This window comes from Halobellus sp. Atlit-38R (genome assembly GCF_003665925.1).
In the GTDB taxonomy this organism is placed as follows: Archaea; Halobacteriota; Halobacteria; order Halobacteriales; family Haloferacaceae; genus Haloquadratum; species Haloquadratum inordinatus.
Window position 1 is genome coordinate 63,674 of record NZ_QXIJ01000008.1, and the last position, 23,499, is coordinate 87,172.

Genomic DNA, 23,499 nt, shown 5'->3' on the forward strand with positions numbered 1-23,499 from the left:
CAAACTCGAAGAATCGGCTGACGGCCGCGTAGTACTTATCTAGCCGTAGCGCTCCTCGTTCCACGGATTCGCGGTGTCTGAGTAGCCGCGCCGTTCCCAGTAGCCTCGTTCGGGCTCGGTCAGGAACTCCACGCCCTCGACCCACTTCGCGCCCTTGTAGGCGTATTTGTGTGGCGTCACGACTCGCAACGGACCGCCGTGGTCCTCGGCCAGCCGGTCGCCGTCGTGTTCGTAGACGAAGAGGACTTCCTCGCGGAGGCACTCCGAGAGCGCCAGATCCGTCGTGTAGCCGTCGATCGCGTGAAACAGCACGTGGACGGCGTCGTCGCGAACGCCAGCCAGGTCCGCGATCGTCGGGAACGTGACGCCGGTGAACTCACAGTCGAAGGTGCTCCAGCCGGTGACACAGTGGAAGTCCTGTCGTTGCGTCGTCGACGGCAGCTCTCGAAACTCCGCATACGAGAGGGAGAGATCCTCGTCGACGGCACCCCACACGTCGAAGGACCACGTTTCGGGCGTCCACGACGGGGTGCCGCTCTTCGAGAGAACTGGAAAGCCGTCCGTCTCGTGCTGTCCGGGCGGGAGTCGCCGGTCGCCGAACTCCCGATAGAGGTCCGTGACGTCCTCGACCATACCGCAACTGATGCCCGAGGCGACCTAACGGTGCCGGCTTTCGACGAGAGTTGTCGTCATCGAACCAGTGTGTGGCTCCGACGTCAATAATTATCTTCGAGGCAAAAATATATATTTGAATCTGGTAAACGATGTTTTCTCATACCCTGAATATTCGCCGCAGGGTTTAAATAACCCGCCTTCAAACCCCCTCACGTTCAAATGCCCAAGGTGAACATCAACGTCCCCGAGCACCTCGAGATGCAGATCGCGCAGCTCGTCGATCAGGGCGAGTTCGTAAACCGCGAGGAAGCCATCGCAGAGCTCCTCTCGACGGGTATTCGCGCGTTCAAAACGAGCGGCCCGATGGACGAAGAAGACCGCTTCGAAGACGACGGGATGATGGGTCACGAAGACGAGTACGTCTTCTAACACGCCTCTCTCACGCGATAGGAGCGTCTGCACGTCTTCCTCACAACTCGGTCGCACGGCAGCGCGCGATCGGACGTGTCTCGGGTGCACACGCTGCGGCAGGTCGCCGGGTCGCCCTCCCGTCTCCGAACGAGGAGCGACGGCTTCGGTCGGCGTCCGACCGTGTCAGTTCCCACCAATAATCCTTAAAACGGCCTCTCACGTATCCACGTCTATGCACAAGGACGAGCTCTTGGAACTGCACGAACAGATGGTCATCATCAAAGACAACTTCGCCGCACGCGAGGACGTCGACGGAAGCATCTTCGACCCCTACGAGGAACTTGACGTCGACCCCTCGCACGTCCACAAGTCCAAGAGCGAGCACAAACACGCCGTCTTCGTCCTCGGCAACGCGCTGGCGACGGCGATGAGCGAAGACGAGTTCTCGAACGCCGGACGGGTCGGCAAGCGGATGGAAGAACTCGCCAAGGACGCAGAAGGGAAGCTCTGAGTCGGACAGCAGTCGATCACGGGCTGACGCGACTCACCGCTCGCACCTGCAGCGTCACTCGGCTTTCGTCGGTTGCAGTCGGCACTCCACTCCCGTTAGTCGCTATCGGTGTCACCGCGGTCGTCCCGTCGCCACGATCCGAAACGCCGTAGTTTCTTAACTGCTCGTCTACTCCGGGTGTACGATGGACGCTCTCCCGGTCGATCTCCTCCTGCGCGTCGCGGTCGTAGCCGCCCTCGTGTTCTCTCTCACCGCGGCGTTCCTCTTCGATCAACCCTCTGCGTTCGGTGCACAGTTGCGACAGCGCTTCGTCCTGGGTCTCCCCTGGGGAACGCTCCTCTCGGCCGGCTTCGTGCTCGCGGTCTACCTCTTTTTGCAGGGCGGGTGGGCCCGCTGGAACGCGCCGGTGACGCTCCCGTTTCGAGCGTGGTCGTACTTGTACCCGCTCGGGATGCTCTCGGCCGCGTTCTCGCACAACGGTCCAGGCCATCTCATCGGGAATCTCGTCGGGACGCTCACCCTCGCTCCGCTCGCGGAGTACGCGTGGGGGCACTTCACCCGCGAGCGCGGCACGCAGTCGTTCTCGTCGTGGCGCACGAATCCGTACGTCCGCGCGTTCGTGATCTTTCCCGCTGTCGTCCTCGCAGTTGGGTTGCTCACCTCGTTCTTCGCGATCGGCCCGATCATCGGCTTCTCCGGCGTCGTGTTCGCGTTCGCGGGGGCCGCGCTCGTCAACTATCCGCTCGGAACCGTGATCGCGCTCGCCGGCGGCGGAGCCCTCCGATTGGTGTACAACGCGCTCCAGACGCCGATCCTCACCCGGAGCGCGCGCCCGGCCTACATCTCGCCGTGGTGGGCCGACATCGCCATTCAGGGCCACGCGCTGGGGCTCCTGATCGGCGTCCTCGTGGGGCTCGTCGTCGTCCGCGCCCGACGTCGAGCCGATCGTCCCAGCGCCCGGCGACTCTGGCTCGGGACGCTCCTCTTCGCCACCGAACAGTCGCTGTGGGCCGTCTACTGGTTCCGTGGCGGTGAGACGTACGTCCTCTACCGCGCGGCGGGTGTCGTCTTAGTCGCGCTGTTGTCGCTGGTCGTCGCCTCCGCCGTCGTCGCCCGCGACGACGAGCTCTTTCGCTGGGAACTCGCCGGCGACAGCGGCGTCGTCCGGAACTGGCAGGTCGCCGTCGGCGTCCTCCTGCTCTCGACGGCCGCCATCGCCGGGCCGGCCGTGCCCGCGAATCTGTACACGGCAACCTCGGGCGACCTCCCGGGCGACGAACTGACCGTCCGCGACTACGAGGTGACCTACGCGGAGAACGTCGAGAACGGTCTCGTCGCGGCGGTCGACATCGAGGCGTTCGGCGAGACGACAGCCGTCAACACCTCGGGCGTTATCGTCCGCAGCGAGCAGCGCGGGATCTGGAGCACAGCGGTCCCGAAAGGCCGGTTGGCGTTCGACGGCCAGGTCGCCGTCCGTCTCGGCGGCGTCGGCTGGCGCGAGACCGTCTATGCACAGCGCGACGGGTGGAACGTCCTCGGAAACCGGACGGCCTACCGCGTCGCGCTCGGCAACACCGACTCCGCACGGGTAGTGTACACGTCCGACCCGGTCACTGCCGGGCCGGTACTCGCCGGGCGGAACGTGACAGTCGTCCCCAACGAGAGCCAGTACTATCTTCGGGTCACCGAGGGGAACGACTCACTCAGTGCGGGCCTCCCCGCGAAAAACGAGTCGGTGACCGTCGACGGACTGACCTTCACGCGGAACCGCTCGCGCGTCTTTGTCTCCTACGACGAGACGAGACTGCAACTCCTCTCGAAAGAGACCTACGAGTAGCGGGGGCGCCTTACTCGTCTCCGCCGGACCACTCGATCCGGTACACCTCGGCGTCGATGTCTTCGGAGTCCGCGTCGTGGAACTCGAACTGCCGATCGAGCGAGAGCGTCGCGCGGAAGGCGTGCGTCACCGCGCCGCCGTGGTCGGCGGCGAATGCTTCGATGAACTCCTGTGAACCGCCGTTGTGGACCGAATACGACACGTCGGCGAGCCGAGCGGCGGTTTCGAGGAACGCCCGATCGGCGTGTTCGTTGCCGCGCTGGGCGCCGAAGGGCGGATTCATCAACACGGTCGTCGGTTCGGCGGGACACAGCGGTGCGCGCGTCGCGTCGGCGAGCACCCAGTCGATCGAGGTCTTCGTCCCGACGCGTCGTCGGTTCGCCGTGGCCGTCGTCAACGCTGTCCGGTCGACGTCGACGCCGACCACCCGGGACGGGCCGCGGAGCGCGGCACCGAGCGCTAACATTCCCGTTCCGGTCCCGAGGTCGACGACGAGTCGGTCCTCGATGTCGCCGTTCAGGTCGGCGACGTGAACGACGTGGGCGGCTAACTCCGGGGGCGTCGGATACTGTTCGAGGTCCGCACGCGGGTCCTCGAAGCCCGCGACGACAGCCAGTTGCGTCTCCAGTGCCGACTTCGTCGCCATCAGAGCCACCTCCGTGAGGCGCTGCGGAGGCTCCCGCTCGCGAGACGGTGCGGCGCGAAGTTCGGTCTCATCGCGATGAAATACCCTCCGATAATACAAAAAGGCTTCTCGAAAACGGGGAGTTATTCGGCAGCCGGGTAGCACGCGGCGTTGCCGTCGCGCGTCAGTACGAGCGCCGAACGACGGTCGATCCGCTCTCATCGCGGACGGTGACCACGTCTCCGCCGTTGTTCCAGATCGCGCCGCTGGCTCCCCAGTACAGCGTCGAGTCGCTGTCCGTTCCGGACCCGGTCCGAAGCGTCAGCGTCGCGCCGGGATCGAGCGTGGTGCCCTCGGGGACGGTGTAGGTGTGGTCGGCCTCGTCGGTGACGGTCCACCCCGAGAGGTCGAGACGCTCCTCACCCACGTTGCGCAAGACGACGTACTCGTCGTTCAGATTCTCGTTGTCGTTGCCCTCCGCGTCGGCGTGAAGCGTGTCGATCGCGAGCGGCCCTTCACCACCGTCGGCGAGCGCGGTAGTTTCGCTCGCAGTCGCCGTCACGTCACCCTCGATACAGGACCACAGCCCACGACGGGACTCGCGCGCCGTCACTTCTATGTCCTCGTATCGTTCACGTTCGGTAAAGGTACTCTCGTACACGCGAGCGTGGCCCTCTCTCAGCAGGGCGTAGTTGAACGACTCGCCGTCGACGTAGACGTACGCGAGCAACCGCCCGTAGTAGCCCCGTCGATCCGACTGCTCGTCGAAGACGAGCGTCACGGATTCGCCCGCGAGTCGGTCTTTCGCGTACGCCGAGGCGTCCTCGCCGGCCCGGCCGAGACACGCCGCTCCGGCGGTCGTCTCGGGGATGCCCTCGAACTCGTCAGGGGTGTTCTCACCGTACACCTCGGGCGTGTCGACGCCCAGCAACCGGACAGTCTCGCGCGTCCCGTTCGGATACGCGACTTTTATCGTGTCGCCGTCGACGACCTCCGTGACCGTGACTTCGTCGCCCTCGACCGGCGCCGCGGTGGCCGCCGATTCCGTCGGCCCGGCACCCGCTCCCGGCGTCCCGCCGAGACACCCGGAGGCGACCACGAGAAGCAGGGCGACGAGGGTTACAGCGCGCATACCTGCCATCGAGTGACCGGGACATATACCGCTTGGGGGTCGCGTTCGCAGAGTAGTCTAGAGATTCTGTCACAAAGGCTTAAATAGACCCTTCACCACAAACCTTATAATGGAACGTTCGCGTCGTCAGCGCCAGCGAGAGCAGGAGACCGAACAGACAGACGACGAGCGACTCGTCTGCCCGGAGTGCGAGTCGTCGGACATCGTCACGGACGCCGATCAGGGGGAGTTGGTGTGTGACGACTGCGGCTTAGTTTTGGACGAACAACAGATCGACCGCGGGCCCGAGTGGCGGGCGTTCAACCACTCCGAGCGGCAGTCGAAGTCCCGCGTGGGCGCGCCGATCACGGAGACGATGCACGACCGGGGGCTGACGACGACGATCGACTGGAAGGACAAAGACGCCTACGGGCGCTCGCTCTCCTCGGAGAAGCGCTCGCAGATGCACCGACTACGGAAGTGGCAGGAGCGCATCCGGACCAAGGACGCGGGCGAGCGCAACCTCCAGTTCGCGCTCTCGGAGATCGACCGGATGGCGTCGGCGCTGGGCGTACCACGATCGGTACGGGAGGTCGCGTCGGTCATCTATCGACGCGCGCTCAACGAGGACCTCATCCGCGGCCGCTCCATCGAAGGCGTCGCCACCTCCGCGCTCTACGCCGCCTGCCGGCAGGAAGGCATCCCGCGCTCGCTCGACGAAGTCGCGGAGGTCTCGCGCGTTCCACAGAAGGAGATCGGTCGGACGTATCGCTACATCTCCCAGGAACTCGGCCTCGAGCTGAAGCCGGTCGACCCAAAGCAGTTCGTCCCCCGCTTCGCCTCCTCGCTCGGGCTGAGCGAGGAGGTCCAATCGAAGGCGACCGAGATCATCGACGTCTCCGCAGAACAGGGCCTCCTCTCGGGGAAGTCGCCGACGGGATTCGCGGCCGCGGCGATCTATGCAGCGTCACTGCTCTGCAACGAGAAGAAGACCCAGCGCGAGGTCGCCGACGTCGCGCAGGTGACGGAAGTCACCATCCGGAATCGCTATCAAGAGCAGATCGAAGCGATGGGCTTCCGCTGAACGGTCTCCTCTCCTCTCAGGCCCGACCCGCGCTCACTCCTGGACTTCGACGCCCGTGATCTCGAATCGCGCCCCGCCGGTCTCGCTCTCGGTGACGGTGACGGTCCAGCCGTGTGCTTCGGCGATCTGATCGACGATGTTGAGTCCGAGCCCGGTCCCGTCGTCCGCGGTCGAGTAGCCGGTCGCGAACACGTCCTCGCGCTCCTCAGCGGGGATGCCGGGGCCGTCGTCGGCGACGTAGAAGCCGCCGTCGACGTCGCCGATCGTGATCGTCACGTCTTCGCCCGCGTGTTCGATGGCGTTGCGGAGGAGGTTCTCGAACAGTTGCCGGAGCCGCGCCGGATCCGCGATGATCGTGCGGTCCGTGTCGATCACGAGCGACGCCTCCGCCGTCGAGACGGTTCGCCAGCACTCGTCCATCAGGTTGCCGAGCGCGACGGCGTCGGTCGCGTTCGCGCGACCCCCTTCGCGCGCTAGCACGAGCAGGTCTTCGATCAGTTCCTCCATCCGTTTGAGCGCCTCCGCGGCGACGTCTAGATGCTCCGCTCCGGCCTCCGCGTTCAGGCGGTCACTCGCACGTTCCGACTGGACCAGATCGATCCGCCCTTCGGCCACGTTCAGCGGATTGCGCAGGTCGTGGCTGACGACCGTCGCGAACTGTTCGAGGCGGTCGATCTGCCGTTCGAGTTCCTGTTCGTACTCGTGACGCTCGGAGACGTCGCGGCTGAACGCGATGAACCGCTCGTTACCGTGAAATCTGATCTTCGTGATCCAGACCTCGACGGGGAAAGTCGTGCCGTCGCGCCGTCGGTGCCGGCCCTGAAGCTTTATCCGCTCTCCGATGGCGGCGTCGTCCCAGACGGTCCGGAGTTCGTCGGCGGAGTGGTCCGCCTCGATTTCGGCGACGTTCATCGAGAGCAGCGTCTCCCGCGAGTGCCCGAGGTTCTCGACGTTCTGTCGGTTGACGTCGACGACGTTCCCCTCGACATCGTGGACGGTGATCGCGTCCGGCGACTCCTCAAAGAGCGCCCGGAGCCGTTCTCTGCTCCGTTCGAGTTCCTGTTGGCGCTCCTTCTGTTTGGATATATCGGCGTTGACCGCGACGAAGCGCTCGATATCGCCGTCCTCGCTTTCGACCGGGGCGATCGTCTGATCGACGACGTATCGATCGCCGGATTTCGTCTTGTTGACGATCTCGCTTCGCCAGACGTCGCCGTCCAGAATCGTCCCCCACAACTCCTCGTAGAACTCCCGATCGTGCTCGTTGGACTTCAATATCCGCGGGTTCTGTCCGAGTACTTGGTCGGCGTCGTATCCCGTCGTCTGCTCGAACGCCGGGTTCACGTAGACGATCGTGCCGTCTCGCTTCGTGAAGTACACCGAGTGCCCCGACGCTTCGATGGCCTCCCGAAAGAGTCGAAGCGAGCGGTCGCGCTCTTTGCGTTCTGTGACGTCTCGGACGATTCCATCGACGTACGTGCCGTCGGGTTCTTCGGTCTTCAGAAGCGTGAGAGACCCCCAGCGGTGTTCGCCTGTCAGCGTCCGAATCGGCACGTCGTAGTTCTGCACGACTCCGTCGCGGTCGAGTCGACGGCGTAGTTCGGCCAGGTCTGCTGCCCCGCGAACGAAGTCCTCGACGGCGTGCCCCGTGACTCTTTCGGGAGTGTCAGCGCCGAGTAACGTCGCGAGCGTCGCATTCGCCTCGACGATCCGGCCGTTCGGGTCGGGGGTCGCCCGGAAGATGCCGGCCGAGGACGCGTCGACTAATCGCTCGTAGCGCTCGCGGTGGGCGTCGGCATCGACGCGGTGGAGTGCGTGTGCGACGTCCGCGCCCAGTTCCGAGAGGAGGTCGCGTTCCTGCGCGTCGAAGGCGTTCGTTCGGTCCGCATAGACGTTGAGAACGCCGTGGAGGCCGTCGTCGTACACCAGCGGAATGGCCGCGCTGGACCGATAGCCGCGGTCGAGCGCGTGGGCGCGCCACGGTTCGTACGTCGCGTCTTCCGGGATGTTCTGTACGACCGAGAGTTCCCGCGTCAGGACGGCCTTCGCGGTGGGACCGGACTCTTCTAGACCGCTGTCGGTCGTGATCTCGATGGCGTCTAGATAGCCCTGATCGACGCCCGCGGCGGCAACGGGGTCGACGGCGTTCGCGTCCGCGTCGTGCCTGCCGATCCACGCGAAGCGATAGGGGTCGGCCTCGCTGATGAGCTGGCACGTTTGGCGTTCGATCTCCGTTCGGGTGTCGGCGTGTACGACGGCCCGATTGATCTCGCTGCGCACGCGACGGATCCGTTCGAGTTCGGCCGCGCGCTGGGCGCTGCGGTACCGTTCGACGGCGTTCGTGATCCGGTTGGCGAGGAGTTCGTACTGCTCGAGTTGTGTGCCCTTCCGGAGGTAGTCCGTCGCGCCGCGTGTGATGGCGTCGCTCGCGATCGACTCGCTCCCCTCGCCGGTGAAGAGGATGAACGGGAGGTCGGGAGCCTGCTCGCGGACCGCCTCCAGCAGTTCGAGCCCGTTCATTTCGGGCATCTGATAGTCCGAGACGACGCAGTCGAACGACGCCCCGCCGTCCGTGAGCCGTTCGAGACCGCTGGCCGCGACAGATTCAGTGACGACTTCCAGGCGGTCGTCCTGCCGAGCGAGCACCGTCGACGTGAGGTCTAAGAAGTTGGGGTCGTCGTCGACGTGCAACACTCGTATCCCGCCAGTCATACCAAGTGGACTTTGGCTACTGTTGGTATAAATGGGGCAGTTTGATTCCGACGGGTGGGTCATCGTCTCTCTGGGGCCGTGAACACGACGACCTCGCGGTTCCACAGGCCAAGGCGGTACGTCGTCGCCTCGTAGTCAGATCCGAGTCGCTCCGCGAGCTCGGTTCGGTGTGTGGGCGCAGCGATCACGACTGGCGGTTCCGACGCGTTCGCGTACGCCGAACCGAACGTCGAGACGTTCGCCGTGCTCGTCGCGTCCGCGCCCGCCGCTTCGACGTACCACGGCAGCGGCAGTCGGTTCCCCCAGGCGTCGCTCACCGGTGGGAACCGGGTCGTCCGGTCAGGCGTGACGTGGTACGCCGCACCGACGTAGAGAACTTCTGCCGTCGACGAGTCGCCGTCGGCAGCAGCGCGTGCCGCCGCTTCGATCGGTTCGAGGTCGTCACTCGGCTGGGCGAACTGCGCGAGTCGGTTGTCGCGGTCCGACGGCCCGTAGACGCTTCCGGCGGTGACGGCACCCACCTGCGCGACGACCGCGAGGACGACGAGTGCGACCGCGACGACGGTTCCGGTATCGACGTCGGGACCGGATGCGGCAGCGACTCCGCGGCGGAGGAGCGCTGCGAAGCCGACCGCCGCGGGGAGCGACAGCGGGACGACGACGTGCACGAGCGTCCACGAGGCGGAGACCTCCGCGATCGTCGGGAACAGGACGACCGCCAGAAGCCCCCAGTAGCCGACGCCCTCGACCAGCGGCCGGCGGGCCGACGCGTAGCGCACCCAGAGCGTGGTTCCGACGCCGACGGCGACGACCGGGAGCGCGACCGCAGTCAGGGCTCCAGCCGCGTCGCCGAGGTACGGGAGCAGCGAGTGCGTACCGTCGGGATAGCGGTTGACGACGCGGACGCCGACGAAGCGCCAGAGCGCGCCGACCGTCCCCTCGTAGATCGCGAGGTGGAACTCCGTCGGATCGTAGAGTCCGACGTCGACGCCGGGACCTGCCCGGGGGGCGAACAGAAAGACGGTCGTCCCGACGAAAAGCAGCGCGGCGCGGGCGGCCGCCGTCGTCGTCCCCGCGAGTCGCGCTCGGAGCGCTGCCACCGCCGCTCGGGCGCTCGCTCCGCCGTCGGCGGCGACGCTGCGCTGCTCGACGACGAGGACCCACGCCGCGAGCCAACAGCAGAGATAGCCGGCAGCGAATCCGGATGCCGACGCCGCGAGCGCCAGTGTGACGGTGGCAGCGTATGCGTCGCGTCGGCTGTCGCGGTCCCACGCCCGCAGGGCGAAGCCGACGAACGCGAAGCCGAACAGCGCAAGCGGCACGTCGCCGCGGAGGAAGCGTGAGTAGTAGAGGACGAGCGGCTGAAACGCGAGGAGAGCGGCGAACAGGACCGTTTCGGCGTCGTCGAGACGGTCGCGAAAGAGCAGTGCGACGAGCGGGAGCGCCGCCCCCAAGACGGCGATCGGGAGTCTGGCGACCCACTCTGAGACGCCGACGAGGGCGAACAGCGTGCGACCGACGAGCGGGAGCAGCGGGCCGCCGGCGATCGGACGGTACTGGTAGGCACCGGTGTCGAGATAGCGGAGCGTCCAGTAGCCGACACGCGCCTCGTCCCAGTGAAACGGGCGCGCGCCGAGGCCGACGAGTCGGACGAGGAGGCCAGCGAACGCGAGGGCGACGACGACGCCGAGAACGCGGTCACGTCGGAACGAGAGGCCGGCGAGCGACACCGGCGTTCGCTCGGAACCTCCGGGCGCGGCGTCGCCCTCGCGAGACATAGCGATCCATCGCGGCCCGGAGGGTAGAAACTTTGTGATCCAGGGGCCGCCGACACCGACCGTGTCTCCGTCAGCGACGACCGCGACGTCCCGGGTCGATCCACACAGTCACGACTGCGACCGTCGAGCCGATCCGCAACGCACAAACGGCGTCCCGACCCAGCGCGGGTATGACCGTCGTCGACGCGCTGCCGCCGCGGCCGCTGGAACCCCAGGAACTGCTCCAACTGAACGACGCCGAGGCGCTCGAACTGGCCGTCCCGATCGAGGACGAGGGCCGCGCCTCCGGGGTGCTCGTCGCCACCGGTGAGTGGGTGAAAGGACTCGCCTTCGACGCCGACGCGGAGTCGTGGACCGTCGTCGAGACCGTCGCCCTCGACGACGGCGTCGAGCGCGTCGACGGCTTGCAGGCCTGCGAGGCGGCCATCCTTCGGTTCCGCGGCGACGACCCCGAGGAGATGACGGCCGAGAACGCACCAGGAACGTACGAACCGCAGGTCGACCAGTCGGCCGACGCCGACGGTGCTACCGGAGCCGAGGACGAGTAGCTGTCGACGAGGACGGATCGACGGCCGACGAAACCGGATGACAATCGAGCGTACCTTCTAAAACCTTCGCGACGTAGGGCCGGGTGAGACGATGTACGACAAGATTCTCGTTCCGACTGACGGAAGCGCCGCGACCGAGGGCGCAGTCGAACACGCCATCGAACTCGCGAAACAGTACGACGCGACGGTACACGCGCTGTACGTCGTCGACACGGGTGCGTACTCCTCGCTGGAGATGGGCTCGGATATCGTCATCGAGGCTCTTCAAGAGGAAGGCAACAGCGCGGTCGAGAAGGTCGAAGAGCGCGGCGAAGAGGTCGGCGTGGACGTCGTCACGACTGTCGAGACGGGTATCGCACACCGCGTCATCGTCGACTACGTGGCCGAGGAAGGAATCGACCTCGTCGTGATGGGGACGCACGGCCGAACCGGCGTCGGCCGCTTCCTCCTTGGGAGCGTCGCCGAGAAGGTCGTCCGCACCGCCGACGCGCCGGTGATGACGGTCCGATCGGAGGACAAAGAGGCGGAAGCCGACGGCGGCCCCGCGGTCGACGAGGTATAATCCGGTCGAAACGCCGACACGACCGGGACGCGACCGCTTCGCAAAGAGTTTTGAAACGGTCCACCGAACGGCGAGGTATGACCGAGTACACCGTCGAGTTCGTCGGCACCGGCGAGACCGTCGACGTGTCGGACAAGCAGACGATTCTCAAGGCCTGTCTGGAAGCGGGCATCGCCCAGGAGTACTCCTGCCGCGTCGGGATGTGTCTCGCCTGTTCGGCGGAGATCGTCGAGGGCGAGGTCACCCAACCTGCCGCACGTGGGCTCACCGACGAGGAGCGGGAAGACTACGCGCTGACGTGTATGGCCCGCCCGCAGAGCGACCTGAAGCTGAAGCGCGGCGTCTACCCACCGAGCATCGAGCAAGACGCGGCCGGCGCCGCTGCTGCAGCGGACGACGACTGAGGTCGCTTCCCTGGCGGGGAGAAGAGCGAGAGAACCCTATTTGTCGGATCGGTCCGTGTCGTCTCCGGGCCCGCTAACAGAGACGCCGCCATCGGTTCCCACGAACGCGAACGACTCGTCGGATTCAGAGTCCTCGCCGTTCTCGATCGAACTGCCGTTCGAGAGGACCTCACGCGGTGGGCCATCCGCGTCTGACGTGTCGATTCCAGCCGGCGGTTCGGCGTCGAAATCGAGGTCAGAGGGCATCCCACTCCCTCCGGAGCCGGTCGACTCGGCGTCGCTGTCGGCCGTAACGAGGCGATCCGCGGCGTCCTGAATCGTGTCCATTCGCTGGGTCTGTTCGCGGCTGGCTTCCGCGACGTCGTCGACGCGGTCTGCGATCTCTTCGGAGCGCTCGCGCGTCGTCTCGACCATCGCCGTCACCTCCTCGGCGCTGACCGCCTGTTCGTCGGTCGCGGTCGCGACCTCGGCGATTCCTTCGGTCGTTCGCTCGACCGCGTCGACGATCTCGTCGAGGCTGTCCATCGCGTCCTCACCGCGGTCGATACCCTCGTGGAGTTTGTCGGTTGTCTCCGAGAGGCTCTCGATCGTCTCGGCGGCGTCGGTTTGGACGCGGCCGACCGTCTCCTCGACGTCGCTTGCGCGCTGTCGGGACTCCTCGGCGAGTTGTTTCACCTCGTCGGCGACGACGGCGAACCCGTCGCCCGCTTCGCCCGCCCGCGCGGCCTCGATCGAGGCGTTCAGTGCGAGCAGATTCGTCTGTTCTGCGATCTCGTCGATCGCTTCGATGACTTCGTCGACCTCGTCGATCTGGGCCTGGAGCCGTTCGAGATCGGCTGAGGCCTGATTCGCGGCGTCTGCGACTTCCTCCATCACGTCGATCGCCTCGTCGGCGGCGGTCTCGCCGGAGCGCGCACGCGAGACCGCCTCGTCGCTCGTGTTTTCGACGTCCTCGGCGGTCGCAGCGATCTCCTCGACGGTCGCACTCATCTGTGAGACCTCCGCGGCGACCTCCTCCATATCGCCCGCCTGGTCGTTTGCGATGTCGCGGATCGTCGCGGAGCGTTCGGCGACGACCGACGAGGCCGAGGAGACGTCTTCGATCGGGTCTTTGAGGTCCTGTTTGACCTCGCGGGCCAACTCCTCGCGGTGTTCCGCCTCGCGGCGCGCCTCCTCGCTGTAGGCGTGAATGTAGGTGTCCATCGCGATCTGTTGATCGATCGCGAGCACTTTGAGGAGCGAACTGGCCCGGTCGACCACGGCGTCGACTGCGGCGTCGACGTCGCCGTTCGTGTCGGCGTCGGCAACAGCGTCGGCACCGCCCGCTCCGCCCTCGTCGCCGCGTTCGTTCGCGCCGCCGACAATCCGTGAGAACAGGCCGTCGGTTGCGTGGTCGGTGTCGTCCCCGCCGGACTGCGTCGTGGAAGCAGATCGGTCCGTGTCGCTCTGAGCGGAGCCACCGAACTCCTCTTTGACCGCATCCCCGATAGCCGACATCAGACCGTCGTAGTAGATGCTGTACGCGCCGAGATAGAACTTCGGCCCCATATCCAACATATTGTGGATCTTGCCGATGCGAGCGCGTTGTGCGAAGTAGTCCCGACCGTACTCGCCGCTGGCGAGCGAGCGCAGATACTGTGATTGGGTCTTTTTCAGTTGATCGACGCCCTTGCTCGACCGACCGAGGACCTCAGTGGCCCGAGGATCGCTCGTCAGGTGGTCGTAAAACTCGTCGACGATCTCGTCGGCTATGTCGTCGAACGTCGGTTCGAGCGCACGCATCCGCTCTTTGTCCGCCTCCGTGAGGCGAACGAAGGACTTGCGCCACTCCCGTTCTGACTCGTCGATTCCCAATGCGTCGATTAGCTCGTCGCCGTCGACGAGGCCCCTCGTGTCGTCGGTTACTACGACGCCTCGGTCGTTCATATGTAGGGGACCAACATCTCGACATAAGATTGTTCGCTCCCCGGTATCAGGTCTGATACTCCTCCGCCGACGACGGTGCGGCGCGTGCGACGCACTGTCGCAACGGCGGCAGAAACCGTTAGGTGCTGCGACCGCTCGTTTTCGATATGAGCCGCGAAGCTCGCGACGGAGACTGGCTCCGTGAGAAAGTCGAATCAGCGGAAGCTTCGTCGCTGGCGCTGCTCGGGTCCGAACAGTTTCTCTACGCGGCCGCCGGGGGCGATCCGGTTCCCGAGGCGCTGCTCGTTGCCGCCGCAGCGAGCGAACACGCGGCGCGGGAAACGTTCCGACAGTGGACCGAAGACGAGGGAGACGACGACGCCCGCGCTGCGTTCGAGTCGGTCGCCGAGCAGGAGACGGAACACCGCAGCCGGGTCGCGAGCGAACTGGACGGCTGGAGCCCCGAGAGCGGGCCCCCAGGGCCGATGCACGCGTATCTCCGCGCCCGTGACGCGACTGTCGAGCGCATCGCCGGCGGGATGGTCGGCCGTCCACTGGTCACGCTCCGGACCCACGAGCGGCTCGTGTCCTTCTTCACCGCCCGCGGCGACGACCGGCGCGCGGGTCTCTTTCGAGACCTCCGCGCGGAGACGGCGGCCGTCCTCGACGACGGCATCTCACTGCTCGAAACGCGGTGTGCGAGCGATTCGGCGTGGGAGACCGCCAGGCTCGTCGCGACGTACACGATCCGGTTGGCCGGCGACGACACGGCCGACGCGCTTCGGCGGCTGGGTATCGACCCGGCAGTGTCGAACAGCGGGTGAGAGCGGGCAGTTCGAATCGGGCCGCCCCTACGCCTCGTCGAACAACTCCTCGCCGTCCACCATTCGCTCCGCGACGGCGTCCATATCGAGCGTCACACCGAGACCGGGCGTTTCGGGGACCTCGATCGAGCCGTTCTCGATAACCGTCTCCTCGACGAGTTCGTCCCACCAGCCGAGTTCGTAGGAGTGATACTCGACGGCCAGTGCGTTCGGAATCGCCGCGCCGACGTGGGCAGCCGCCATCGTGGCGACGGGCGAGGCGACGTTGTGCATCGCGACGGGAACGTAATACTGGTTCGCGACGTCGGCGATCTTCCGCGTCTCACGCATCCCGCCGACTTTCGGCAGGTCGGGGGCGACGATGTCGACCGCCTGATTTTCGATCAGCCGGCGCACCTCCGTGACGCGATAGCGGTTCTCGCCGACGGTGATTGGCGTCGTCGTCGACTTCGTGACTTCCTCTTGAACGTCGAGATTCTCCGGCGGGACGGGGTCTTCGAGCCACCAGACGTCGAAGTCTTCGATCGCGGCCGCGAGGCGCTTTGCGGACCCACCCGAGAACGTCCAGTGGCAGTCGAAGGCGACGTCGGCGCGGTCCTTCACGCGCTCTGTGACCTGCTCGACGATCTCGGCTTTGTGCCGGATCTCCCCGGGGCGGAGATGCCGGTTGGCGCGGTCTTTTTCCAGCCCCGAGGGCACGTCGAGGTCGAACTTCAGCGCGTCGTAGCCGAGTTCCTCGACGACCCGCTCGGCCTCGTCGGCGCAGGCCTCCGGATCGGCCTCGTCTTCGGTGTGGCAGTCACAGTAGACACGCATCTCGTCGCGGTACTTGCCGCCGAGCAGTTGGTACGCCGGGAGTTCGAGAATCTTCCCCGCGAGGTCGTGCAGGGCGACCTCGATACCGGAGATAGCCGTGACGGTGACGCCCTCGACGGAGCCCTCGCCGGACATCTTCTGGATCAGGTGTTCGTACAACCGGTCGATGTCGAGGGGGTTCTCCCCGACGATCATCGGCTTCATCCGCTGGATGAGCTCCGGCACGCCGGCCCCCCAGTAGGCCTCGCCGGTCCCGACGATGCCGGCGTCGGTGTAGACGCGCACGAGCGTCCACGGAAAGTTCCCGTCGACCATCGTCGTCTGCACGTCGGTGATCTCGACGTCGCGGCCGCCACCGCGTCTCGCCGTCACGCCCATAGTCTCCGCGGAGAGCTCTCGCATCGTGTACTCCGCGTTCGGGTCGTGCAGCTCGGAGTAATCCGTTCCCATAGCAGTCGGTTTACTCGGTACAGTGAAAGTCTTTGGTCGTCGGCCGGCAGTCGATCTCACTCCGGCGGCGGACGGTTGCGAACGCCGATTCGCGCCTGCTCGTGTGACCGGTAGTGAAACACGGCGGAGACGAAGAAACTGAGTACGACGAGTCCCGCCCAGCCGGCGTCGGGGAGCAGCCCGAAGGGGAAGAAATCGAGCCACGCGACGAGCAGGAGGGCGGCGCTGACGGCTGACAGCGCCAGATAGTACTCGTGCCAGGGGAGGTCGTTGCCCCGCACGACGTCCAGATAAATATTGACCTCCTCTTTGGCGGCTGTCGGCCGAACCGTTCCGCGGTCTTTGTCGTAGACGACGAGCCCGGCGTTGTGAAGTTTCGGCAGATGAAGCTGTTGGAGTGCCGTATAGACCGACTTTCGGTCCTCGCGAGTGACTCGCTCGACGGTCGTTCCCTTCTCCCAGGCGGCGACTGTCTCCGCCAGCGACCCGATGTCGTGGGCGTCCGACCCCGAAAGAACCCGCAACACGTACCGCCGCCGGTGATTCGCGAGCACCTCGAAGAGTTCCTCCTCGGAGAGGGCCTCTATCGACCCGTCGGGTTCTGGGTCGAGTGTCGCGGGCCGCACACTAACGCCAGAAGGTTTCACGTAACGGACATTATTTTTCGACAGCATAAGTATCTCCCTTCGTGTTACGAGATTATCACGTCAGGTAGCACGGGAATACCGGCTCCGTCACTTATGCGGTGATTAGCTATGCCGCCACCCTGCGAAGCATTCGCGTGATGAGGATCGTCGGCGAGCGGAGGATACAGTGGCGACGGCCGGAGTACACGGGACCGAACAGATGTCTCGCATGTACTGCCGTCAACGTCGCATTAACCGGAGTCCTGGCTGTCGGCATCAGTTTCGTCAGCGTACCGGTCGGCGTGGTCGGACTTGCGGCGATCTATTTCCGCGGGTACCTCGTGCCGGGAACGCCGACGCTGACCAAGCGGTATCTCCCCGATTCGGTGCTCCAACTGTTCGACGGGCACGACACACCGGGGGTCGCGTTCGGCGCGGGACCGCCCGCAGTCGTCGATATCGAGCGGTTTCTGGTCGACGTCGACGCTCTCGAACCGTGCCGAGGTGGCGGGGACCTGTGTCTCTCGCCGAGGTTTCGGGATGCGTGGTTCGAGCAGATCGACCGGGTAAACCCGGATGAAGCGGTCGAGTTACTCTTCGAGAGCACCGCCGGCGACCAGCCCGTTTCGACAGCGCGGCGATCGCACGCGTTCGTCGCGATGGCCGATTCGGTGACAGTCGGCAAGTGGGAGTCAGAAGCCGCGTTCCTCGCTGACTGCGCCGCGGACGCAGTGCTTCGTGACCGCACGGCGGCCTGGCGGAGGTTCACCGACGAGGCGCGTTTGGAGGTGCTCGGCGCGCTTCGATTATGGCTCGATCGCTGCCCCGCCTGCAGTGGAGTGATTTCGCTCGACGGGGAGACGGTCGAGTCGTGTTGTCGCTCCTTCGAGGTCGTCGCCGCGACGTGTAACGAGTGTGGGACGCGGGTGTTCGAGGCGCGGCTCCCGCCGGGTGAAATCCAGGTAGAGTGACGTGAGGAGACAGTAACGCGACTCGGTCAAAGCAGCAATCGATCGTATTTCTCTGTCGGATCCGTTATGGCTACGGACGGGTTCGGTCGGCGGTTCGGGCAGTGGGACAATAGCGCGGGCGGTGAACGAGCGTTCAGGACAGCCGAGAGAGGTAGAACCACCGATGTGACCAGATCTGATAGAGCGCCGAGCCTGCGATGATCGCGAGGAACGCGCTCGCGAAGACGAGCGGGTCGACCGCAGCGAACAACGGCACGCCGGTGAGCGAGAGCACGACGAGAAACAGCGCGAGCGTTCCCAGCGTCCGGTAGTACGTCGCCCAGGTGACGCCGTACTTCGTCACGACCTCCATATACACGTCGACCGTGCGTGCCTCCTTGCGGAGTCTGATCGTCTTTCGATTACGATCGTAGTCGACGACGCCGGCCGAATCCAGTCGAGGCAGATGACTCTGGTGCAGCGAGATGTAGACACTGTCGCGGATGTTCCGCGGCGCCGGTGATTCCCCCGTCTCGATTTCGGCGATCTCTTCGGCGAGGTCCCGGAGCATCACCTCGCGCCCGCGATCCTGGAGGTACTTGATCGCGTATCGGCGTCGATCGTTGCGAAGTAAGTCGTGAATATCCGTTTCTGAGATTCTTTGCCTCGTGGATTGTGATCTATAACTCATACCTGCCCTCGGGTAATTATTCATTGCTCACACAAGTATATAGTAATCATCTTCAAGAAAACAAAGCAGAAGCGCTGAACGTATCGTTAACCGCGGATCGATCCTCTTGGAATCTCACTCGGCGGCAGCAAGATCGTCATTCCACTCTGATTTGCCGTTCAATGCCGTCATTCCCCGCCCGCCCCGGATTCGTCGATCTCCGAAGTCGATTCCGTTGTCTGTGAGTTCTACGAGCCTCCAAAACGTCGCGTTAAGAGCCCGTGAGTACCGTTAGCCAGGAAAACTCGCAATTAGCTATGGGGGTATGAGGGGTGGGGGTAGAGTGTGGAAACACCCACTCAGGGCGCCGCGGCGGACCAGCGACGATCGGTCCTCGCGAGGGCGGTTCGACTCCGCCGGTGGGCATCCCCCACGGGGGAACACAAACCATGACAGAACGGTTCGAAATCTCACGACGGAAGGCACTGGCGGCTCTTGGAACGATCGGCGTCGCGTCTGCGGGCGCAGGACTCGGTACGAGCGCGCTGTTCACGGACGAGGAGTCGTTCGAGAATAACTCCCTGGTGGCTGGTTCCCTCGACCTGTTCGTCGACTACTGGACGTCGTCGGACCAGGGCAGCTACGGGAGCAGTGCCAGCAGCGGACAGGTGGACGGCGAAGGAGACGCCATATACGCGTACGAGCTCTCCGACGTCAAGCCGGGCGACAGCGGTGCGCTGGCGTTCTGCCCGAAGATCGTCGACAACCCCGCCTGGCTCTGGCTGGGTTCGGGCGGCGTCGTCGACTACGAGAACGGCCAGACGGAACCCGAGATGGACGCCGACGCGAGCGGCGGCGGCTCGATCGGTCTCCCCAACGACGGCGCGGGGTTCGGCGAACTGAGCGAGTCCATCCAGGTCACGATCTCGTACGCGGAAGGTATCACCCCCATCGAAGAGGACGGAGAGCTCGTCGGCTTCGACTGCGTCAACCCGGTGGCGCTGAACAACCCCGAAGACTACACGCTCGCGGACCTCAGCGAGGAACTCCTCTTCGGCTTCCTGATGGACATCGCGCGGAACGAAGAAGGCCCGCAGCCGTACCCCGGCTCGCCCGACGTCGAGACGCAGACCGGCCCGTGTCTCTGCATCGAGTGGGAGCTCCCGGTCGAGATCGGCAACGAGATCCAGACCGACGCCCTCGACTTCGACTTCACCTTCGTCGCCGAGCAGTCGCGGCACAACGGCTCGCCGATGAGCCCCTTCGTCGACGTCGACGCGTCGAGCACGGTCGTCACCCAGCCCGCCGACGCACAGGCCGGCTACCCCGGCTCCTTCACCCTCCGTGCGAACGAGAACGTCGTCGAAGTCGACCTCTCCGGTCTCGCGGAATCCTTCCCCGCTGACACCGCCGGCAGCGACAACGTCGGCGTCTTCCTCGGCGATTCGAGCGGCGCCTACAGTGTCGAAGTGAAGCTCGAGTCCGACGGCACGTTCGTCCTCGCGAACAACAGCGCTGGGGCATCGATCGGTGACTTCAGCCCGATGCTCGACGGCGACGTGATCCGAATGGACACGGCCGGATTCGGCTCCGTCGGCGTCATCGCGAACATCGTCGACGGCAACGCGAGCACCACGCAGGCGGTCGCGACGCCCGGCGACGACAAGCCGTGGCAGGGCCCGCTCTACGTCATCTGAGCCGGCGGTTCCTGCACTGCGCTTCCCCCACCCCGGTGGACCGACCCGACGGCGGGTCGTGACGGTTCGACTCCGTCGGTGGGTCTTCCCCGAACGGGGAGCGTCCGCGGCCGGACGACGAACACAGACCAATGACAGAACACGAATTCGACCTCTCGCGGCGGAAAGTCCTCGGTGCACTCGGTGCGGTCGGCGTGGCCTCGGCCGGCGCCGGCCTCGGCACGAGCGCGCTGTTCACGGACGACGAAACGTTCGAGAATAATCAGCTGACGGCGGGGAGCCTCGACCTCAAGCTCGACTACAAATCGACCTACAGGGGCGGCCCCGGTCGGCTCGACGCGATCAAAGCGATGGGCTACCCGGACGCCGAGGACCTCGGCGACGGCGTCTACCTCCTCGATCAGGCCCCCTCGCCGGCGGATATGCAGGCGTGGGAAGACTTCGTGACGGGCGAGGAGTTCCAGTTCTGTTCGCCGGAGGCCGACGAGTTCCTCGTCAACGGCGACGGCATCCCGGTGTTCACGCTCACGGACGTCAAGCCGGGCGACTACGGCGAGGTGACGATCAGCATCCACATCTGTGACAACCCCGGCTGGCTGGAGATGGTCGGTGGCCTCCGCTCGAACGCGGAGATGGGTATGACCGAGCCCGAGATGGGCGTCGACGACCTCAACGCGGGCGAGATCGGCGAGCTCGCCGACCGAATGCAGGTTCGGGTCTGGTACGACGAAGACTGCGACAACGTCTACGAGCCGACCGGAACCGGTGAACAGCAGGAACTGGAAGTCGCGCTCGTCAGCGACGTTTCCGGGTCGATGGGCGGCTCCCCGCTCTCGGCTCTGAAGACCGCCGCGAACGGGTTCGTCGACAACCTCTCCAGCCCGGACGAGGCTGCCGCCATCTCGTTTTCGACCACTGCGACGACGGACCAGGAACTGACGACGAACTACCAGGCGGTCAAGAACGCCATCAACAGCTACTCCGCGGGCGGCGGGACCTCGATAGCCGCAGGTATCGCCGAAGGGGCGGACGAACTGCTCAACGGCACGAACGCCACCGCTGGCGCGTCGAAAGTGATGATCCTGCTGAGCGACGGCCAGTCCAACGCATCGGCTGCACTCAGTGAGGCCGACGACGCCAAGGACGCGGGCATCCGCATCTTCACGATCGCGCTCGGCAACGCGGCCACCGGCCTGCTCGAAGACATCGCGACCTCGCCCGACGACGCGTTCATCGCGCCCAACCCCGCCGATCTCGACACCGTCTACGCGGAGATCGCGCAGGTCGTCCTCGCGGGCGAACTGCTGATCGCCGAGGGGTCGCTCGCGGACGTGATGGCGCTCCTCGAAGAGGGCGTCGAACTCGACGGCGACCGCTCCGCCGATGGTCGACAGCCGTACCCCGGCCAGACCACCCAGTGCGTCGGCTTCGAGTGGGAACTCCCCATCGAGGTCGGCAACGACGTCCAGACGGACAGTGTCTCCTTCGACGTTGGCTTCAACGCCGTCCAGTCGCGCCACAACGAGATGGGCGACAGCCCCGGGGTCGCTGGCGGGACGAACGAGACGAACACCACGTCGCCGTAGCACGGGTGCTGGCGACGTTCAACCTCGTGCCGGTGCTTCGCAACCTCGGTTGCGAGCGGCCACGGCCGCGACGCGGTTCGACTCCGCGACGGGGTGTCCCCCGCAGGGGAACTCACCTATGACAGACAACGATCAGACGTACGCACTCTCGCGACGCAAAGTGCTCGGAGCCCTCGGCGCGGTCGGCATCGCTTCGGCGGGCGCCGGCCTCGGCACCACCGCGTACTTCAACGACACCGAATCGTTCGAGAACAACACGCTCACTGCCGGGACGCTTGATCTCAAGATCGACTGGCAGCAGTCCTACTACGGGCCGACGGAGTCCTGGGAGTACGTCAACGCGCACCCGGACCACGACGGCGACGGCGAGCAGTCGATCGAGATCGGCGGGGAAACGTACACCTACGGCGACGAGAGTCGGAATCTCGTCGACTACCTGACCTGTACGAACTTCGATCAGAACTACGCGGCCAGCTACAACGGTCAGGAGCACCTGATCGAACTCGACGACGTGAAGCCCGGCGACAAAGGCGAGGTCACGTTCAGCCTGCACCTCTGTGACAACCCAGGGTACATCTGGATGCGTGCCGCGGACATCGTCGAGAGCGGCGGTGTGAACACCGAGCCCGAACGGGTCGCCGAAGGCGACGACGCGAACGACGCGGACCTCGCGGAGAACGTCGACGTGCGGATGTGGTACGATCAGAACTGCGACAACCGCCTCAACAGTGCGGACATTATGCTCACGATCGACGTCTCCGGGTCGATGCTGTACAGCCAGTACGGCGGCGTCGTCAACGACGACCCAATTCTCGGCTACGACGAGACGACCAAGATCGACTTGGCCGAGGTCGGTGCGGCGGCGCTCGTGCAGGAGCTCATCGACACCGACGCGGACGCGCGGGTCGGCGTCGTCTACTTCAACGGCTCCTCCGGCGGCGATCCCCACATCGAACTCGGGTCGCCGCTGACGTCCGATCTCGCGGGTCTCATCGCGCCCGGCGGCGCGCTCAACGGCCTCCGGCAGGTCCTCGCCGACATCGTCGGCGCGGGCACGACGGACCCCTCGGGCGGCGCCGGCATCAGCACGGGGACGTACATCGGCGAGGGCGTCCTCGAAGCCCAGGCGGAACTCGCAAACAACGGCAGAGTCGACACGACGCCGATCAACGTCGTCCTCTCGGACGGCAACTCCTTCCAGGGCGGCGACGGCACGCCGTACGCCTCCCCGACGAGTGCCGCGGACGACGCTCGCGCGTCCTCGCCCGCACCCGCGACGAACGTCTACACCATCGGTGTCGGTGCCGACGCGAACGACGCCATCCTCACCGAGATGGCCGGTGCGGCGGATAGCAGCGGCGACGACCCCGCGTACTTCCGGGACGTCCCGGACCCGACGAACCTCGTGTCGACGTTCCAGACGCTGGCGGACCTGTTCACCAGCGAGATCGTCTTCTTCGAGGGGACGCTCGCGGAGGCGCTGGGCGCGCTCGACGGCGACGGCATCCACCTCGACGGCGACCGGACGACGCCCGAGACGATCGAGTGCTTCGAGCCCGAGGTCGGCCACTGCATCGGATTTGCGTGGTCTCTGCCCCTCGAAGCCGGGAACGAACTCCAGGGCGACTCGGTCGCGTTCGACCTGTCGTTCTACACCGAGCAGTGCCGCCACAACGACGGCGTCGACCAGGCGGCATAGACCGACGCAAGCGAGCATCACTGCTGGAACACCGGATCGCTGCCGCGCAGGTGCGGTAGACGACCGGTTCGTGCTCCG

Annotated in this window: 21 protein-coding genes; 12 read left to right on the top strand and 9 right to left on the bottom strand. The window is 65.6% G+C overall.

Features of this window, described 5'->3' with window-relative positions; genetic code table 11:
• Window positions 1–39: 39 nt before the first annotated feature.
• On the bottom strand, window positions 40–633 hold the full coding sequence (locus D3D02_RS12075; protein WP_121570245.1) for a sulfite oxidase-like oxidoreductase: 594 nt from the start codon (window positions 631–633) through the stop codon (window positions 40–42).
• Between the two features lie 201 nt (window positions 634–834).
• Here D3D02_RS12075 and D3D02_RS12080 point away from each other — a divergent pair, with 201 nt between their 5' ends.
• The 3 genes from D3D02_RS12080 (at window position 835) to D3D02_RS12090 (ending at window position 3,374) form a co-directional block, all read left to right on the top strand.
• The gene (locus D3D02_RS12080) at window positions 835–1,044 is read left to right on the top strand and encodes a ribbon-helix-helix domain-containing protein (protein ID WP_121570246.1); all 210 of its coding nucleotides are present in this window, start codon (window positions 835–837) and stop codon (window positions 1,042–1,044) included.
• Between the two features lie 214 nt (window positions 1,045–1,258).
• On the top strand, window positions 1,259–1,537 hold the full coding sequence (locus tag D3D02_RS12085) for a UPF0058 family protein (protein WP_121570247.1): 279 nt from the start codon (window positions 1,259–1,261) through the stop codon (window positions 1,535–1,537).
• A 184-nt stretch (window positions 1,538–1,721) separates the two neighbouring features.
• A complete protein-coding gene (locus D3D02_RS12090) occupies window positions 1,722–3,374 on the top strand; it encodes a rhomboid family intramembrane serine protease (RefSeq protein WP_121570248.1) in 1,653 nt (550 codons plus the stop codon).
• Between the two features lie 10 nt (window positions 3,375–3,384).
• Here D3D02_RS12090 and D3D02_RS12095 read toward each other — a convergent pair whose 3' ends face one another.
• Both D3D02_RS12095 and D3D02_RS12100 read right to left on the bottom strand, forming a co-directional pair.
• Window positions 3,385–4,020 carry an METTL5 family protein gene (locus tag D3D02_RS12095; protein ID WP_121570249.1) on the bottom strand — a complete coding sequence of 212 codons (636 nt, stop codon included), beginning with the start codon at window positions 4,018–4,020 and terminating at the stop codon, window positions 3,385–3,387.
• Between the two features lie 163 nt (window positions 4,021–4,183).
• A complete protein-coding gene (locus D3D02_RS12100) occupies window positions 4,184–5,140 on the bottom strand; it encodes a lamin tail domain-containing protein (RefSeq protein WP_394337726.1) in 957 nt (318 codons plus the stop codon).
• A 100-nt stretch (window positions 5,141–5,240) separates the two neighbouring features.
• Here D3D02_RS12100 and D3D02_RS12105 point away from each other — a divergent pair, with 100 nt between their 5' ends.
• Window positions 5,241–6,194, top strand: coding sequence for a transcription initiation factor IIB family protein (locus tag D3D02_RS12105; RefSeq protein WP_121570251.1), 954 nt, complete (start codon window positions 5,241–5,243; stop codon window positions 6,192–6,194).
• A 33-nt stretch (window positions 6,195–6,227) separates the two neighbouring features.
• On the opposite strand, the gene D3D02_RS12110 is transcribed toward D3D02_RS12105, so the two are convergent.
• On the bottom strand, window positions 6,228–8,906 hold the full coding sequence (locus D3D02_RS12110; protein ID WP_158599362.1) for a PAS domain S-box protein: 2,679 nt from the start codon (window positions 8,904–8,906) through the stop codon (window positions 6,228–6,230).
• Window positions 8,907–8,965: 59 nt separating this feature from the next.
• Complete coding sequence (locus D3D02_RS12115; RefSeq protein ID WP_121570253.1) at window positions 8,966–10,684, bottom strand: flippase activity-associated protein Agl23; 1,719 nt, start codon at window positions 10,682–10,684, stop codon at window positions 8,966–8,968.
• A gap of 170 nt (window positions 10,685–10,854) precedes the next feature.
• Here D3D02_RS12115 and D3D02_RS12120 point away from each other — a divergent pair, with 170 nt between their 5' ends.
• From D3D02_RS12120 to D3D02_RS12130, 3 genes are all read left to right on the top strand, one after another.
• Window positions 10,855–11,232, top strand: coding sequence for a hypothetical protein (locus tag D3D02_RS12120; RefSeq protein ID WP_233560648.1), 378 nt, complete (start codon window positions 10,855–10,857; stop codon window positions 11,230–11,232).
• A 91-nt stretch (window positions 11,233–11,323) separates the two neighbouring features.
• Window positions 11,324–11,794, top strand: coding sequence for a universal stress protein (locus D3D02_RS12125; RefSeq protein ID WP_121570254.1), 471 nt, complete (start codon window positions 11,324–11,326; stop codon window positions 11,792–11,794).
• Window positions 11,795–11,871: 77 nt separating this feature from the next.
• Window positions 11,872–12,198 carry a 2Fe-2S iron-sulfur cluster-binding protein gene (locus D3D02_RS12130; RefSeq protein ID WP_121570255.1) on the top strand — a complete coding sequence of 109 codons (327 nt, stop codon included), beginning with the start codon at window positions 11,872–11,874 and terminating at the stop codon, window positions 12,196–12,198.
• Between the two features lie 36 nt (window positions 12,199–12,234).
• On the opposite strand, the gene D3D02_RS12135 is transcribed toward D3D02_RS12130, so the two are convergent.
• Entirely contained in the window at window positions 12,235–14,124 is a 1,890-nt protein-coding gene (locus tag D3D02_RS12135) for a globin-coupled sensor protein (protein ID WP_121570256.1), read from the bottom strand.
• A gap of 146 nt (window positions 14,125–14,270) precedes the next feature.
• Between D3D02_RS12135 and D3D02_RS12140 the strand changes: the two genes are divergently transcribed.
• On the top strand, window positions 14,271–14,927 hold the full coding sequence (locus D3D02_RS12140; protein WP_121570355.1) for a rubrerythrin family protein: 657 nt from the start codon (window positions 14,271–14,273) through the stop codon (window positions 14,925–14,927).
• A gap of 27 nt (window positions 14,928–14,954) precedes the next feature.
• Here the strand turns inward: D3D02_RS12140 and D3D02_RS12145 are convergent, their stop codons facing one another.
• Both D3D02_RS12145 and D3D02_RS12150 read right to left on the bottom strand, forming a co-directional pair.
• Window positions 14,955–16,193, bottom strand: a complete 1,239-nt coding sequence (locus D3D02_RS12145; RefSeq protein WP_121570257.1) for a mandelate racemase/muconate lactonizing enzyme family protein — start codon at window positions 16,191–16,193, stop codon at window positions 14,955–14,957.
• Between the two features lie 56 nt (window positions 16,194–16,249).
• A complete protein-coding gene (locus tag D3D02_RS12150; protein ID WP_121570258.1) occupies window positions 16,250–16,819 on the bottom strand; it encodes a hypothetical protein in 570 nt (189 codons plus the stop codon).
• 158 nt (window positions 16,820–16,977) lie between these two features.
• On the opposite strand from D3D02_RS12150, the gene D3D02_RS12155 reads away from it, so the two are divergent.
• The gene (locus D3D02_RS12155; RefSeq protein ID WP_147435611.1) at window positions 16,978–17,790 is read left to right on the top strand and encodes a hypothetical protein; all 813 of its coding nucleotides are present in this window, start codon (window positions 16,978–16,980) and stop codon (window positions 17,788–17,790) included.
• Window positions 17,791–17,923: 133 nt separating this feature from the next.
• On the opposite strand, the gene D3D02_RS12160 is transcribed toward D3D02_RS12155, so the two are convergent.
• A complete protein-coding gene (locus tag D3D02_RS12160; protein WP_121570260.1) occupies window positions 17,924–18,460 on the bottom strand; it encodes a hypothetical protein in 537 nt (178 codons plus the stop codon).
• A 428-nt stretch (window positions 18,461–18,888) separates the two neighbouring features.
• Here D3D02_RS12160 and D3D02_RS12165 point away from each other — a divergent pair, with 428 nt between their 5' ends.
• From D3D02_RS12165 to D3D02_RS12175, 3 genes are all read left to right on the top strand, one after another.
• Entirely contained in the window at window positions 18,889–20,136 is a 1,248-nt protein-coding gene (locus tag D3D02_RS12165; protein ID WP_121570261.1) for a SipW-dependent-type signal peptide-containing protein, read from the top strand.
• 131 nt (window positions 20,137–20,267) lie between these two features.
• The gene (locus tag D3D02_RS12170) at window positions 20,268–21,722 is read left to right on the top strand and encodes a VWA domain-containing protein (RefSeq protein WP_121570262.1); all 1,455 of its coding nucleotides are present in this window, start codon (window positions 20,268–20,270) and stop codon (window positions 21,720–21,722) included.
• A gap of 118 nt (window positions 21,723–21,840) precedes the next feature.
• Window positions 21,841–23,421, top strand: a complete 1,581-nt coding sequence (locus D3D02_RS12175; RefSeq protein ID WP_121570263.1) for a vWA domain-containing protein — start codon at window positions 21,841–21,843, stop codon at window positions 23,419–23,421.
• The last annotated feature ends 78 nt before the right edge of the window (window positions 23,422–23,499 follow it).

What these genes read in the sequence shown, in the direction of transcription:
- D3D02_RS12075 (WP_121570245.1), bottom strand. Translation starts at nt 633, where the DNA reads ATGGTCGAGGACGTCACGGACCTCTATCGGGAGTTCGGCGACCGGCGA.
- D3D02_RS12080 (WP_121570246.1), top strand. Translation starts at nt 835, where the DNA reads ATGCCCAAGGTGAACATCAACGTCCCCGAGCACCTCGAGATGCAGATC.
- D3D02_RS12085 (WP_121570247.1), top strand. Translation starts at nt 1,259, where the DNA reads ATGCACAAGGACGAGCTCTTGGAACTGCACGAACAGATGGTCATCATC.
- D3D02_RS12090 (WP_121570248.1), top strand. Translation starts at nt 1,722, where the DNA reads ATGGACGCTCTCCCGGTCGATCTCCTCCTGCGCGTCGCGGTCGTAGCC.
- D3D02_RS12095 (WP_121570249.1), bottom strand. Translation starts at nt 4,020, where the DNA reads ATGGCGACGAAGTCGGCACTGGAGACGCAACTGGCTGTCGTCGCGGGC.
- D3D02_RS12100 (WP_394337726.1), bottom strand. Translation starts at nt 5,140, where the DNA reads ATGGCAGGTATGCGCGCTGTAACCCTCGTCGCCCTGCTTCTCGTGGTC.
- D3D02_RS12105 (WP_121570251.1), top strand. Translation starts at nt 5,241, where the DNA reads ATGGAACGTTCGCGTCGTCAGCGCCAGCGAGAGCAGGAGACCGAACAG.
- D3D02_RS12110 (WP_158599362.1), bottom strand. Translation starts at nt 8,906, where the DNA reads ATGACTGGCGGGATACGAGTGTTGCACGTCGACGACGACCCCAACTTC.
- D3D02_RS12115 (WP_121570253.1), bottom strand. Translation starts at nt 10,684, where the DNA reads ATGTCTCGCGAGGGCGACGCCGCGCCCGGAGGTTCCGAGCGAACGCCG.
- D3D02_RS12120 (WP_233560648.1), top strand. Translation starts at nt 10,855, where the DNA reads ATGACCGTCGTCGACGCGCTGCCGCCGCGGCCGCTGGAACCCCAGGAA.
- D3D02_RS12125 (WP_121570254.1), top strand. Translation starts at nt 11,324, where the DNA reads ATGTACGACAAGATTCTCGTTCCGACTGACGGAAGCGCCGCGACCGAG.
- D3D02_RS12130 (WP_121570255.1), top strand. Translation starts at nt 11,872, where the DNA reads ATGACCGAGTACACCGTCGAGTTCGTCGGCACCGGCGAGACCGTCGAC.
- D3D02_RS12135 (WP_121570256.1), bottom strand. Translation starts at nt 14,124, where the DNA reads ATGAACGACCGAGGCGTCGTAGTAACCGACGACACGAGGGGCCTCGTC.
- D3D02_RS12140 (WP_121570355.1), top strand. Translation starts at nt 14,271, where the DNA reads ATGAGCCGCGAAGCTCGCGACGGAGACTGGCTCCGTGAGAAAGTCGAA.
- D3D02_RS12145 (WP_121570257.1), bottom strand. Translation starts at nt 16,193, where the DNA reads ATGGGAACGGATTACTCCGAGCTGCACGACCCGAACGCGGAGTACACG.
- D3D02_RS12155 (WP_147435611.1), top strand. Translation starts at nt 16,978, where the DNA reads ATGAGGATCGTCGGCGAGCGGAGGATACAGTGGCGACGGCCGGAGTAC.
- D3D02_RS12160 (WP_121570260.1), bottom strand. Translation starts at nt 18,460, where the DNA reads ATGAGTTATAGATCACAATCCACGAGGCAAAGAATCTCAGAAACGGAT.
- D3D02_RS12165 (WP_121570261.1), top strand. Translation starts at nt 18,889, where the DNA reads ATGACAGAACGGTTCGAAATCTCACGACGGAAGGCACTGGCGGCTCTT.
- D3D02_RS12170 (WP_121570262.1), top strand. Translation starts at nt 20,268, where the DNA reads ATGACAGAACACGAATTCGACCTCTCGCGGCGGAAAGTCCTCGGTGCA.
- D3D02_RS12175 (WP_121570263.1), top strand. Translation starts at nt 21,841, where the DNA reads ATGACAGACAACGATCAGACGTACGCACTCTCGCGACGCAAAGTGCTC.